The sequence below is a fragment of the Streptomyces sp. NBC_01288 genome, from assembly GCF_035982055.1.
Taxonomy (GTDB): Bacteria; Actinomycetota; Actinomycetes; order Streptomycetales; family Streptomycetaceae; genus Streptomyces.
On record NZ_CP108427.1, the window covers coordinates 5,648,489 to 5,661,102 of the forward strand.

The window sequence follows — 12,614 nt, forward strand, 5'->3', positions numbered from 1 at the left end:
AGTGTTCGAGGTCGCACTCCGATGGCTGTGGCCAGGAGGTATCCCATGCCTAACCTGGGGGCATGGACGTGAACGCGGCGGTCGCCGCAGCGGCAGCGATCGCCGGGGTGCTCACCGGCGTCATCGCCATGCTGGCGTTCCGCTGGAGCGAACGCGACCAGAAGCGACCGACCAGGACCTCCCTGCATACGGACCCGGTGCTTCCGCCGGGTGTGGACACCGTGCTCTCGGTGCTCCGCTCCTCGGCCGTCGTCCTCGACGAGGCGGACGCCGTGGTCAAGGCCAGCTCGGCGGCGTACGCCCTCGGACTGGTCCGCGGCGGGAAACTCTCCGTCGACCCCATGCTCAAGATGGCCCGGGACACCCGGCGCGACGGCGAGATACGCCAGGTCGAGCTGGATCTGCCCCGGCGCGGCACCGGCCGCGGGGAGGCCCTCGCGGTCTCCGCCCGGGTGGCGCCGCTCGGCTCCCGGCTCGTCCTGCTCCTCGTGGAGGACCTCACCGAGGCCCGCCGTATCGAGGCCGTACGACGTGACTTCGTGGCGAATGTCAGCCACGAACTGAAGACCCCGGTCGGCGCGCTCTCCCTCCTCTCGGAGGCGGTCATGGACGCCTCCGACGATCCTGAGGCGGTGGAGCGTTTCGCCGGCCGGATGCAGATCGAGGCCACGCGCCTGACCAATCTCGTGCAGGAGCTCATCGACCTGTCACGGGTCCAGAACGACGACCCCCTCGAAGACGCCGAACCCGTCCGCGTCGACGAACTCGTCGCCGAGGCCATCGACCGCTGCCGGCACCAGGCCGGCACCAAGCAGATCACCATGGCCGCCGGCGGCACCGCCGACCTGCACGTCTACGGGAACCGGGGCCAGCTGGCCGCGGCCCTCGGAAACCTGGTCGAGAACGCCGTCAACTACTCGCCCGCCCGCACCCGCGTCGGCATAGCCGCACGCCGGATCTCCGCGGGCGGCGGCGACCACATCGAGGTCGCCGTGACCGACCAGGGCATCGGCATCTCCGAGAAGGACAAGGAGCGCGTGTTCGAGCGCTTCTACCGTGTCGACCCGGCCCGCTCGCGGGCCACCGGCGGTACGGGTCTCGGACTGGCGATCGTCAAGCACGTGGCCGCCTCGCACGGCGGGGAGGTCACGGTGTGGAGCTCCGAGGGACAGGGCTCCACGTTCACCCTGAGGCTGCCGGAGGCGGGTGCGGCCCGCGACCGCGCCCACCAGCACCCCGACCTCGACGACGAGGTCGAGGCGTCCCCTGAACCATCCCCGTACGAACCGCTTCCCGCCCCGGAGGTCCTTCCGTGACCCGAGTGCTCGTCGTCGAGGACGAGGAGTCCTTCTCCGACGCCCTGTCGTACATGCTCCGCAAGGAGGGCTTCGAGGTCGCCATCGCGACCACCGGGCCCGACGGACTCGACGAGTTCGAGCGCAACGGCGCCGACCTCGTCCTGCTCGACCTGATGCTGCCGGGGCTCCCCGGCACGGAGGTCTGCCGCCAGCTGCGCGGCCGCTCCAACGTCCCCGTCATCATGGTGACGGCCAAGGACAGTGAGATCGACAAGGTCGTAGGCCTGGAAATAGGAGCCGATGACTACGTCACCAAGCCCTTCTCGTCCCGCGAGCTCGTCGCCCGTATCCGGGCCGTCCTGCGCCGCCGCGGCGAGCCCGAGGAGGTCACCCCGGCCGCCCTCGAAGCCGGTCCGGTCCGCATGGACGTGGATCGCCACGTGGTCACGGTCTCCGGCTCCAAGGTCGACCTGCCCCTCAAGGAGTTCGACCTGCTGGAGATGCTCCTGCGCAACGCGGGCCGCGTACTGACCCGCATGCAGCTCATCGACAGAGTCTGGGGCGCCGACTACGTGGGCGACACCAAGACCCTGGACGTCCACGTCAAGCGCCTCCGCGCCAAGATCGAGCCGGACCCGGGCGCGCCGCGCTACCTGGTGACGGTGCGTGGCCTCGGCTACAAGTTCGAGCCGTAGACCGCGAACACTCTCTCACCGGCTCCACGACGACGGGCGGGACCTCTCCGTGAGGTCCCGCCCGTCGTCGTAGTCCTACGACTGTTGCTCAGCCGGTGGTGGTGCCCGTCTCCGTGGCCGTCGCGCTCGCGGAGGCCGCGTCGGTCGGGGTGGCCGACGTGCTCTTGCCCGGCTTCGGCGAGCCGGAGGTGGTCGCGGTGGCGCCCGCGGCCGGCGTCGAGGGGATCGAGGTCGGGCCCCACTTGGTGAAGTAGCTGTCGGCCGGGACGACGAAGGCGTTCAGGCTCACGCCGCCGGTCGTGCTGAAGGTGAAGGTGATCTTCTGGGTGTTGCCGTCCGTGATGCCGGCCGGGTCGGCCAGCGCCGCGGAGGCGTTGCCCTTGCCGCCCAGGACGAGCGAGCCGAAGGCCGGGACGACCAGCTTGCCCTTGCCCTTGGCGGGGGTCAGCGTGGCCGTGCCGGCGCCGTCGACGCTGACGGAGTCCAGGGTCTGGGGGCTCTTGCTGTTGTTGAACACGGTCGCGGAGATCACCGCCGGGCCCGCGGCCTCGGAGCCGGACTCGGTGAGGGGCTGGGTGATGACGAGCGCGTTCTGCACCTTGATGACGCCCACGGAGGCGGCCGCGTTGTCCGGCTTGACCTCCAGCGTCTGTGCGTCGTTGCCGGCGGCGCACGCGGCGAGCGAGGCGATCGAGAACGCGATGGTGGCGGCGGCGAGGGCGCCGCGTCGAAGGCTGCTGCTCACGGCGGCGGCTACTCCTTGAACGTGGGCGGAGCAGGGCGACTCCCGAATAAAGCCGCCCTAAGTGTCTGTCAGCGGCCTTAGGTTACCGAGCCGTTCCCGCACCACCGCACCCGACCCTCCCCCAACCGGGTACCCGTGTGCCTCAAGTGACTCACGGGTCACTTGTGACCGGCACTCGTTCGGCATTCACATAAGCAGCTCAGTCGTCCGGCGGCGGATTTTCGGTGAAGAATGCACGGCGCCTCGGATAATCGATCACCGGCATCTCGACGGGCTTCGGTGATCAATTCCGGATTCGTCTCGTACCGGGCTCCGCCCACCGAACGGAGTAGCGGAAGTCGAGCACTTGGAACCAGACATTTGGGGACGTTCGTCCAGTTGGAGGCGCCTCCGGATGTGTGTAACGTACGCGTTTCACCTCGCCCGGAGAGCCGCTCCGACCTGCGAATACCCTCTTCCGCTCGGTCTCCGCAGCACGTTCCTGTTGCAGTTGTCAAGCCCCGAGATGCGCTCTGACCTGCGAAAACGCCATTCAGAACCCGCAGTTTCCGTGTTACCCTGGATAGCCACGGAAGGGGTACCTGTCACATGACGTTCAAGGTTGGCGACACCGTGGTCTATCCCCATCACGGGGCCGCGCTGATCGAGGCTATCGAAACTCGCCAGATCAAAGGCGTGGACAAGACCTATTTGGTGCTGAAGGTCGCTCAGGGTGACCTGACGGTGCGTGTGCCAGCGGACAATGCGGAGTTCGTCGGCGTACGTGATGTGGTCGGTCAGGACGGGCTGGACCGGGTCTTCGAGGTGCTGCGCGCTCCGTATGCCGAGGAGCCCACGAACTGGTCGCGTCGTTACAAGGCAAATCTGGAGAAGCTCGCCTCCGGCGATGTCATCAAGGTCGCGGAAGTCGTCCGTGACCTGTGGCGTCGTGAGCGCGAGCGCGGACTCTCCGCAGGTGAGAAGCGCATGCTCGCCAAGGCTCGCCAGATCCTGGTGAGTGAGCTCGCGCTCGCGGAGAACACGAACGAGGACAAGGCCGAGGCCCTGCTCGACGAGGTTCTCGCGTCCTGACGCAGGCGACTGGTACGCCCTGCTCAGCACACTGAAATGCCGTGGTGCCCGATGACAGCTCCCTTGTCGCCGGGCGCTTCGGCATGTTCGGGGGATTTTTCCGAGACTCCGACGCCGACTCCGGACTCCGTCGAAGACCCGAGACCCGAGACTCCGACTCCGTCGAACGTCGGAGAAACATCCCCCGATAATGGTGTGCCGGGCCCGGGCAGCTGGCTCGACCGGTGTCACGGAAGGGTCCGGTCAAGGCGTCGCGCCCGGCACTCCTGAGGCCATACCCACGTAGGTCGAGCACACAAACCTGACAGGAACCGATGTCTGACGATTCGCGCCCTTCGCCGGCGCAGTCCTCCGTCGCCGCCGTGATTCCGGCCGCCGGACGGGGCGTACGCCTCGGCCCGGGCGCCCCCAAAGCGCTCCGCGCGCTGAACGGCACCCCCATGCTGATCCACGCGATCCGCGCCCTGGCCGCGTCCCGCGCGGTCTCCCTGGTCGTCGTAGTGGCCCCGCCCGACGGCGCGGCCGAGGTGAAGACCCTCCTGGACGCCCACGCACTCCCGGATCGCACCGACTTCCTCGTCGTCCCCGGCGGCGAGTCCCGCCAGGAGTCCGTGAAGCTCGGTCTGGACGCGCTGCCGCCCGGTTACGACATCGTCCTCGTCCACGACGCGGCCCGCCCGCTCGTCCCGGTGGACACGGTCGACGCGGTCATCGAGGCCGTACGGGACGGAGCCCCCGCCGTCGTTCCGGCCCTGCCCCTCGCCGACACGGTCAAGGAAGTAGAGCCGGCTGCGCACCCCGGCGGCCCGGAACCGGTCGTGGCCACCCCGGAACGCGCCCGCCTCCGCGCCGTACAGACCCCTCAGGGCTTCGACCGCGCGACCCTGGTCCACGCCCACGAAACGGTCACCGACAACGTCACCGACGACGCGAGCATGGTCGAACAGCTCGGCCTCACGGTCGTGGTCGTCCCCGGCCACGAGGAGGCCTTCAAGGTCACCCGCCCCCTGGACCTGGTCCTCGCGGAGGCGGTCCTGACCCGCAGGAGGCTGAACGATGGCTTCTGAGACGTACCCCCTTCCCCAGGTCGGCATCGGCACCGACATCCACGCCTTCGAGGAGGGCCGCGACCTGTGGTGCGCCGGCCTGAAGTGGGAGGGAGAGGGCCCGGGCCTGGCCGGCCACTCCGACGCGGACGTCGTGGCCCACGCGGCCTGCAACGCCCTCTTCTCCGCCGCCGGCCTCGGTGACCTGGGCCAGCACTTCGGCACGGGCCGCCCCGAGTGGTCGGGCGCGTCCGGGGTCACCCTCCTGACAGAGGCCGCGAGGATCGTCCGCGAGGCGGGCTTCACCATCGGCAACGTGGCGGTCCAGGTGATTGGCCCGAGGCCGAAGATCGGCAAGAGAAGGGACGAAGCCCAGAAGCTGCTGTCGGAGGCGGCAGGAGCGCAGGTCTCGGTATCGGGCGCGACAACGGACGGCTTGGGCTTCCCGGGCAGGGACGAGGGCCTCATGGCAGTGGCAACAGCCCTGGTGGTGAAACACGCGTGAGCGAGGCGGTTTTTTAGGGGCGCGGGGCTGTGACATCAGCGGCTCCGCCGCGGGGCGCGACCAGCCCCCACCGGCCCGCACACAACAATCGACCCAACCGTCTGAGGCACAGCGCAACGCCCACTACCCTTGTACCGTGACCATTCGCCTGTACGACACCAGCGCCCGGCAGATTCGCGACTTCACCCCGCTCACAGCGGGCTGTGTCTCGATCTACCTCTGCGGCGCCACGGTGCAGGCGGCCCCCCACATCGGCCACATCCGCTCAGGCCTCAACTTCGACATCCTCCGCCGCTGGTTCGAACACCGCGGCTACGACGTCACGTTCATCCGCAACGTCACGGACATCGACGACAAGATCATCACCAAGTCCCGTGAACAGGGCCGCCCTTGGTGGTCGATCGGGTACGAGAACGAGCGCGCGTTCAACGACGGTTACACCGCACTCGGCTGCCTCCCGCCGACGTACGAACCGCGCGCGACCGGTCACGTCCCCGAGATGATCGAGATGATGCGCGGGCTGATCGAGCGCGGTCACGCGTACGAGGCCGACGGCAGCGTCTACTTCGACGTGCGCTCGTACCCGGACTATCTCCAGCTGTCGAACCAGGACATCGACGACCTGCGCCAGCCCACCGAGGACGGCATCACCGGAAAACGCGACCCGCGCGACTTCGCGATGTGGAAGGCGACCAAGCCGGGCGAGCCCGACTGGGAGACCCCGTGGGGCCGCGGCCGCCCCGGCTGGCACCTGGAGTGCTCGGCGATGGCGCACAAGTACCTGGGCCCCGCCTTCGACATCCACGGCGGCGGCCTCGACCTGATCTTCCCGCACCACGAGAACGAGATCGCCCAGGCCAAGGCCTACGGCGACGACTTCGCGCAGTACTGGGTGCACAACGCCTGGGTCACCATGAGCGGCGAGAAGATGTCGAAGTCGCTCGGCAACTCCGTCCTCGTCTCCGAGATGGTCAAGCGCTGGCGCCCCATCGTCCTGCGCTACTACCTCGGCACCCCGCACTACCGCTCGATGATCGAGTACAGCGAGGAGGCCCTGCGCGAGGCCGAGTCCGCGTTCGCGCGGATCGAGGGCTTCGTGCAGCGGGTCGTGGAGAAGGCCGGGGGAGTCGTCGAGCCCGCGGCCGAGGTGCCGCCGGCCTTCGCCGAGGCGATGGACGACGACCTGGGCGTCCCGCAGGCGCTCGCCGTCGTACACACCACCGTCCGGCAGGGGAATTCCGCCCTCGCCGCCGACGACAAGGAAGCGGCCGTGGCGCGTCTCGCCGAGGTGCGCGCCATGCTCGGGGTGCTCGGCCTCGACCCGCTGGACCCGCACTGGGTCGGCGAGGGCAGTGACCGCGGCGAAGACCTGCACGGCGTCGTCGACACCCTGGTCCGCATGGTCCTCGACCAGCGCGAGGCCGCCCGGGGCCGTAAGGACTGGGCGACCGCCGACGGCATCCGCGACCAGCTCAACCAGTCCGGACTCAACATCGAGGACGGTCCGCAGGGCCCGCGCTGGACCCTCGGCCCCCGCTGAACCCACCCCGATCGCACCCTGATCGCACCCGGTCAACGAAGATCGACTGTGCCGCCCGGCGCTCCGGGCGGCACACTGCATAGACGTACGTACGCACCACACCCCCAGACGGGTCACACAGACAGGTAGGTCATGGCAGCCAACAACCGCCGCATGTCCGGCAAGAAGGGCGCGCAGGTCGGCAGTGGCGGCCAGCGGCGCAGGGGCCTCGAAGGCAAGGGCCCCACCCCGCCCGCCGAGGTACGCAAGGGCCACAAGAAGAACCGCGTCGCCAACGCCAAGGCCAAGCAGGTCCAGCGCCGTCCCGCGCAGCGCGGGCGCGGCGGCAAGGGCACGTCCGAGATGGTCGTGGGCCGCAACCCGGTCGTGGAGGCGCTGCGCGAGGGCGTCCCGGCGGTCACGCTCTACGTCCAGCAGTTCATCGACAACGACGAGCGGGTGCGCGAGGCGCTCCAGCTCGTCGCCGAGCGCGGCGGCGTCCACCTCATGGAGGCCCCCCGCCCCGAGCTGGACCGCATGACGAACGGCCTCAACCACCAGGGCATGGTCCTCCAGGTCCCGCCGTACGAGTACGCGCACGCCGAGGACCTCGCCAACGCGGCCTACGACAAGGGCGAGGACCCGCTGATCGTCGCCCTCGACGGGGTGACCGACCCGCGCAACCTCGGCGCGATCGTCCGCTCCGTCGCCGCGTTCGGCGGTCACGGCGTGCTCGTCCCCGAGCGGCGCGCGGCCGGCATGACCGCCGGTGCGTGGAAGTCGTCGGCCGGTACGGCGGCCCGCACGCCCGTCGCCCGCGCCACGAACCTGACGCGCGCGCTGGAGGCGTACAAGAAGGCGGGTCTCTCGATCGTCGGTCTCGCGGCCGACGGTGAGCACGAGGTCGGTGAACTCGCCGCGCTGGAAGGCCCGGTGGTCATCGTCGTCGGCAGCGAGGGCAAGGGCCTGTCCCGACTCGTGGGCGAGACCTGCGACTTCAGGGTCCGGATCCCGATGCCGGGCGGCGCGGAGTCCCTCAACGCCGGTGTGGCGGCCGGAGTTGTGCTCTACGAGGCGGCACGCAAGCGCTCCTGAACGGGCGTTCGGCACCGTCCCCCACTCGGGGCAATCTGGGGCTCGGGCACACGCTTGACGCGGTCCGGACACTTCCGGCGAGTCAAAGCAGTGTCCTAAACACACGTCACTCGGTTAGATGAGTGTGGACACCAGAACACCCCGCACACCCACGGGGGACGGCCCGTCGGGCTTCGACGACGCTCCCGCGCTGAGCATGGTGAAGGTGCCGAGCGATCCGGCGCAGATCATCGTCAATCATGCGAGCTTCCGCGTGCAGTTGGGCGCCTCGTCGCGTCCCCCGTCGCCGCGGATCGCACGGCACCTGAGCGCCACCGAGGCCCCCGGCCGGATCCCCGCCGTCGGCGCGCGTCGCCGGCCCGTCGTCTGGAGCGGCAAGTCCGCGCCGGACGACACCGGCGCCCACCGGCTGCTCCAGGCCGTGCGCGGCACGGGCGTCCGCCACGGCGACGAACCGGCCGGCGACGCCGGAGCCACGCAGGTCATCCCCCGTATCGACAGCGGGGGTTACGACGGCGACCTGACCGCGCAGACCATCGAGACCCCGGTCGTCGGCGCCCAGCGCGGCGGCGACCACGACACCGGCGAGACCCGACTCCTGCCGCCCATGCGGACGGTGGGCAGCGTCTACGACGAACCCGCCTACGGGGACCCGGAGTTCGAGGACTTCGAGGGCACGGAACAGGAGCGCCGCACCCGGCGCAACCCCAACGAGCCCGTACGGCACGCCTATTACCCGGGCCGCCGGATGAACCTCGGGGTCGTCCTCCTCCCGCTCCGCATCTTCCTCGGCTTCATCTCCATCTACGCCGGCATGGGCAAGCTGTGCGACCCCGTCTACTTCGACGGCGGCAAGCGCGGCTCGATGGTGAAGTGGCTCAACACCCTCCACCCGTGGGAAGTCGCCGAGCCGCTACGGCAGTTCGCGCTCCAGCACCCGGTCGGCTCCGGGCTCGTCATCGCCTTCGCCCAGGTCATCGTGGGCGTCCTCACGATCCTCGGCCTGTGGCAGCGGGTCGCCGCGGTCTTCGGCGCGCTGCTCTCGGCGGCACTGATCGTCACGGTCAGCTGGAAGACCGTCCCGGCCTACGACGCCCCCGACATCATCTACCTCGCCGCCTGGTCCCCGCTGATCATCGCGGGCGCCCCCGTCTACTCCGTCGACGGCCGCCTCGCGGGCAGCGCCTGGCGCCGCCTCGGACCCCGCGCCGACATCTGGGAGCTGCGCCGCTACGTCCTGCGCCGCGGCGTCCTCGTCACGGCCGTCTCCATCGGCCTCACGCTGCTCGTCGGCTCCCTGCTCGGCGGCGCGGTCCGCGACTCCAGCCGCGTGGTCGTCCCCGGCCCCGGCGAGGCCCCGCGCAACGAACTGCCGGGCGCCCCGCTCCCCGGCGAACCGACCAAGAGCCACAGCAGCAGCCCCAGGGCGTCCAAGTCCCCGTCCCAGCACGCGACTTCGGCCAAGCCGTCGGGTGCCGCGACGACCCCGGGCGCGACCCGCTCCTCCTCCGGTACGGCCACCGGCGGCGCCCCCAGCCAGACCCAGGGCACCGCGGGCCGCACCCAGCCCCAGCAGTCCTCCCCGGCCGGCCAGGCCCCCAGCACCACCTCCGGACCCACGTCCAGCGGCGGCACCAGCGGCGGCACCGGCTCCAACGGCGGCTCCAGCACCGGGGGTTCATCCTCCTCCGGCCAGCCGGGCCTGGTGGGCGGCCTGTTGGGGTAACTGGGCCGGTGGGCGGCTTGTTGAAGCAGTCGCCCACCGGCTGACTCCGGTGGGTATGGCGAAGGGGGCCTGCACTTTTGAGTGCAGGCCCCCTTCGGCTTTGTTTTTAGGGGCGCGGGGAACTGCGCGCTCAGCCACACGCGACCCGCACTCAACGACCCAGCGCAGCAAGCTCCTTGGCAGCTTCCCTGAGGTCCTTCGCGGTGTCGATGGCCCGCCAGTAAGCCCCTTGAGGAATCGGGAACCCGGCCAACCGCCGTTCACGAGCGAGGTGAGGGAAAGTCGTCCGCTCGTGATCCCCCCGCTCCGGCAACAACCCCGCGAACTCGGGCGAGAAGACGTACACCCCCGCATTGATCGCGTACTGCGTCGGCGGCGACTCGATGAAGTCCGTGACGCGCCCGAAGCCGTCCGTCTGCACGGCCCCCCACGGGATCCGCGGCCGAGCCAGCGCGATCGTCGCGACCGCGTCGCGCTCGGTGTGGAAGTCCGCCATGTCACGCAGCGAGAACCGGGTCCAGATGTCCCCGTTCGTGGCGTACCAGGCCTTGTCCGGCCGCGGCAGGTGCGCGGCGGCGTACTTGAGCCCGCCGCCGCGGCCCAGCGGTTCCGTCTCGACGACCGTGGTCACGTCGACCGGCAGGTCGGCCGACTTCAGCCAGTCCTGGAGCACCTCGGCGAGATGCCCGCAGCTGACCACCACGTCGGTCACGCCCTCCTCGGCGAGCCAGACGAGCTGATGGCCGATGATCGGCGTCCCCGTGCCGGGGATCTCGACCATCGGCTTGGGCCGGTCGTCGGTGTACGGGCGCAGCCGGGATCCCTGGCCACCGGCCAGGATCACGGCTTGGGTGGGGCGCGACGCGGCGTTCGGATCGGTCATGACCCGAACTGTACGTGGCGGCCCCACCGCATCTTTCGGCTGCAACCGTTCCTTAATCAGCCGTTACCGACCTCCTACTCCGACCTGTTCCCGCGGGCACCGGCTGCGGTCAGCTGTGCGCGGCCATGACCCCGGAGGCGAACGCGGTGTCGCACACGGGGCGGGCGTAGGACTGGGCGCGTGCGGCGCCGTAGATACGGACCGCGGCGCGGCCCAGTGCGCGGGCGATGGAGGTGCAGTGGGTGGCGAGCGACGGGTGGCCGTTCACCGCCTCCTGGAGGTGCGTCAGGACGACGCCGGGGTTCTTGTCCTGGAGCTCGGTCATGAGCTGGTCGCGCAGGATGTCCTGCGGGGCGCGTGCGGCGGCCCGCGAGGAGGCTCCGGCCGCCGTGACGTCCGTCGCGGTGAGCATCGAGCTGGAGGGGCTCCCCGACCAGTTGACCCGGGTGACCGCGAGGGTCCCGGAGAGCACCATGACGACGGGCAGGACGAGGGCGAGCGTGCGGCCGACCCGACGGGCGGGGCCCCGGCCGCGTCGCGGCTGTTGGTTATTGGAGTGCTTCACGCGTGTGAGGGTAGCGTCCGGTAATGATTTGGCGACATTTAGTCACCAATTCGGGGGATGGATCGGTGCCTCGGATTGGGTAGGGGGTTGACGAACACTGCTCGAAATGACCGCTCTGCCGGGGTATTTGTCGACACGTTCGGGGGCTGTGCGCAACAGGAAGGGCCCCGCGGCGATCCGCGGGGCCCTTCCTGGGAACGTTTGATCAGTCGGTGAGAACCGACCGGCCGGTGAGGACCGATCAGTCGGTGAGTCGCTCGCCCGTGGAGGTCGAGAACACGTGGATCTCACCCGGACGCGGGACCACGTGGAGCGTGGAGCCCTTCTCCGGCACCGAGCGGCCGCTGACGCGGACGACGAGGTCCGTGAGGTTGTCGTCGACCTTGGCGCTGCCGTAGACGTAACCGTCGGCGCCCAGTTCCTCGACGACGTTCACGGAGACGGCGAGACCGGCCGGGGCGTCCTCGGAGTCCTTGGTGAGGGTCTTCGCGGCCTCGCCGTTGTGCTCGTCGATGTCGAAGTGCTCGGGGCGGACGCCGACGGTGACCGTGCGGTCACCCTTGTCGGTGGCGGCCTTGAGCGCCTCGCGGTTGACCGGGACGACCGAGTTGCCGAACTTCACGCCGCCGTCGGTGATCGGGACCTCGATCAGGTTCATGGCGGGGGAGCCGATGAAGCCGGCGACGAAGAGGTTCTTGGGGCGGTCGTACATGTTGCGGGGCGAGTCGACCTGCTGGAGCAGACCGTCCTTGAGCACCGCCACCCGGTCGCCCATCGTCATGGCCTCGACCTGGTCGTGGGTGACGTAGACGGTGGTGATGCCGAGGCGGCGCTGGAGCGAGGCGATCTGCGTACGGGTGGAGACACGGAGCTTGGCGTCGAGGTTCGACAGCGGCTCGTCCATGAGGAAGACCTGGGGCTCACGCACGATGGCGCGGCCCATCGCGACACGCTGGCGCTGACCGCCGGAGAGGGCCTTCGGCTTGCGGGCGAGGTAGTCCGTGAGGTCGAGGATCTTCGCCGCGTCCTCCACCTTCTGTCGGATCTCGGCCTTGTTGACGCCGGCGATCTTGAGCGCGAAGCCCATGTTGTCGGCGACCGTCATGTGCGGGTACAGCGCGTAGTTCTGGAACACCATGGCGATGTCCCGGTCCTTGGGCGGCAGGTGCGTGACGTCGCGGTCACCGATGCGGATGGCGCCGGCGTTGACGTCCTCAAGCCCCGCGAGCATCCGGAGCGAGGTGGACTTGCCACAGCCGGACGGACCGACGAGGACGAGGAACTCGCCGTCCCCGACCTCGATCTCCAGACCGTCTACGGCGGGCTTCTCGGTGCCCGGGTAGATCCGGGTCGCCTTGTCGAACGAAACAGTGGCCATGATGAAGGGCCCCCTTCTACCGGCAGGAACGTGCCGGACGATCCGTTGTAGGAAGGTGGTGGTGTAGTCCACGCGAGTGAACTGGGTC

Annotated in this window: 12 protein-coding genes; 8 read left to right on the forward strand and 4 right to left on the reverse strand. The window is 69.8% G+C overall.

Annotated features, from left to right (window positions below; genetic code table 11):
• The first annotated feature begins 62 nt into the window (after positions 1-62).
• Together OG194_RS25450 and OG194_RS25455 are read left to right on the forward strand one after the other, a co-directional pair.
• The gene (locus tag OG194_RS25450) at positions 63-1,316 is read left to right on the forward strand and encodes a sensor histidine kinase (protein ID WP_327403111.1); all 1,254 of its coding nucleotides are present in this window, start codon (positions 63-65) and stop codon (positions 1,314-1,316) included.
• Positions 1,313-1,993 carry a response regulator transcription factor gene (locus OG194_RS25455; protein WP_009340348.1) on the forward strand — a complete coding sequence of 227 codons (681 nt, stop codon included), beginning with the start codon at positions 1,313-1,315 and terminating at the stop codon, positions 1,991-1,993. The genes OG194_RS25450 and OG194_RS25455 overlap by 4 nt, the downstream gene beginning before the upstream one ends.
• Positions 1,994-2,081: 88 nt before the next feature.
• Here the strand turns inward: OG194_RS25455 and OG194_RS25460 are convergent, their stop codons facing one another.
• Positions 2,082-2,738 (reverse strand): DUF461 domain-containing protein, encoded by a 657-nt coding sequence (locus OG194_RS25460; protein WP_327403112.1) that lies wholly within the window; start codon positions 2,736-2,738, stop codon positions 2,082-2,084.
• A gap of 588 nt (positions 2,739-3,326) precedes the next feature.
• Here OG194_RS25460 and OG194_RS25465 point away from each other — a divergent pair.
• The 6 genes from OG194_RS25465 to OG194_RS25490 all read left to right on the forward strand — a co-directional run bounded on the left by OG194_RS25465 (position 3,327) and on the right by OG194_RS25490 (position 9,700).
• Complete coding sequence (locus tag OG194_RS25465) at positions 3,327-3,809, forward strand: CarD family transcriptional regulator (protein WP_003953493.1); 483 nt, start codon at positions 3,327-3,329, stop codon at positions 3,807-3,809.
• 314 nt (positions 3,810-4,123) lie between these two features.
• The gene (gene ispD / locus OG194_RS25470; protein ID WP_327403113.1) at positions 4,124-4,876 is read left to right on the forward strand and encodes a 2-C-methyl-D-erythritol 4-phosphate cytidylyltransferase; all 753 of its coding nucleotides are present in this window, start codon (positions 4,124-4,126) and stop codon (positions 4,874-4,876) included.
• Positions 4,866-5,360, forward strand: a complete 495-nt coding sequence (ispF, locus tag OG194_RS25475) for a 2-C-methyl-D-erythritol 2,4-cyclodiphosphate synthase (protein ID WP_327403114.1) — start codon at positions 4,866-4,868, stop codon at positions 5,358-5,360. The genes ispD and ispF overlap by 11 nt, the downstream gene beginning before the upstream one ends.
• Positions 5,361-5,496: 136 nt before the next feature.
• A complete protein-coding gene (cysS, locus tag OG194_RS25480) occupies positions 5,497-6,900 on the forward strand; it encodes a cysteine--tRNA ligase (RefSeq protein ID WP_327403115.1) in 1,404 nt (467 codons plus the stop codon).
• Between the two features lie 132 nt (positions 6,901-7,032).
• Positions 7,033-7,974 (forward strand): 23S rRNA (guanosine(2251)-2'-O)-methyltransferase RlmB, encoded by a 942-nt coding sequence (gene rlmB, locus OG194_RS25485; RefSeq protein WP_327403116.1) that lies wholly within the window; start codon positions 7,033-7,035, stop codon positions 7,972-7,974.
• Between the two features lie 118 nt (positions 7,975-8,092).
• Complete coding sequence (locus OG194_RS25490; protein ID WP_327403117.1) at positions 8,093-9,700, forward strand: DoxX family protein; 1,608 nt, start codon at positions 8,093-8,095, stop codon at positions 9,698-9,700.
• Between the two features lie 151 nt (positions 9,701-9,851).
• Here the strand turns inward: OG194_RS25490 and OG194_RS25495 are convergent, their stop codons facing one another.
• The 3 genes from OG194_RS25495 to OG194_RS25505 all read right to left on the reverse strand — a co-directional run bounded on the left by OG194_RS25495 (position 9,852) and on the right by OG194_RS25505 (position 12,526).
• Positions 9,852-10,583 carry a nucleotidyltransferase family protein gene (locus OG194_RS25495; RefSeq protein ID WP_327403118.1) on the reverse strand — a complete coding sequence of 244 codons (732 nt, stop codon included), beginning with the start codon at positions 10,581-10,583 and terminating at the stop codon, positions 9,852-9,854.
• 109 nt (positions 10,584-10,692) lie between these two features.
• The gene (locus tag OG194_RS25500; protein ID WP_327403119.1) at positions 10,693-11,148 is read right to left on the reverse strand and encodes a hypothetical protein; all 456 of its coding nucleotides are present in this window, start codon (positions 11,146-11,148) and stop codon (positions 10,693-10,695) included.
• Positions 11,149-11,389: 241 nt separating this feature from the next.
• Positions 11,390-12,526, reverse strand: coding sequence for an ABC transporter ATP-binding protein (locus tag OG194_RS25505; protein WP_327403120.1), 1,137 nt, complete (start codon positions 12,524-12,526; stop codon positions 11,390-11,392).
• Positions 12,527-12,614: the final 88 nt, after the last annotated feature.

Bases quoted from the DNA above. Each gene is read 5' to 3' on its own strand.
- OG194_RS25450 (WP_327403111.1), top strand. From the start codon at position 63: ATGGACGTGAACGCGGCGGTCGCCGCAGCGGCAGCGATCGCCGGGGTG.
- OG194_RS25465 (WP_003953493.1), top strand. From the start codon at position 3,327: ATGACGTTCAAGGTTGGCGACACCGTGGTCTATCCCCATCACGGGGCC.
- ispD (WP_327403113.1), top strand. From the start codon at position 4,124: ATGTCTGACGATTCGCGCCCTTCGCCGGCGCAGTCCTCCGTCGCCGCC.
- ispF (WP_327403114.1), top strand. From the start codon at position 4,866: ATGGCTTCTGAGACGTACCCCCTTCCCCAGGTCGGCATCGGCACCGAC.
- rlmB (WP_327403116.1), top strand. From the start codon at position 7,033: ATGGCAGCCAACAACCGCCGCATGTCCGGCAAGAAGGGCGCGCAGGTC.
- OG194_RS25490 (WP_327403117.1), top strand. From the start codon at position 8,093: ATGAGTGTGGACACCAGAACACCCCGCACACCCACGGGGGACGGCCCG.
- OG194_RS25495 (WP_327403118.1), bottom strand. From the start codon at position 10,583: ATGACCGATCCGAACGCCGCGTCGCGCCCCACCCAAGCCGTGATCCTG.
- OG194_RS25505 (WP_327403120.1), bottom strand. From the start codon at position 12,526: ATGGCCACTGTTTCGTTCGACAAGGCGACCCGGATCTACCCGGGCACC.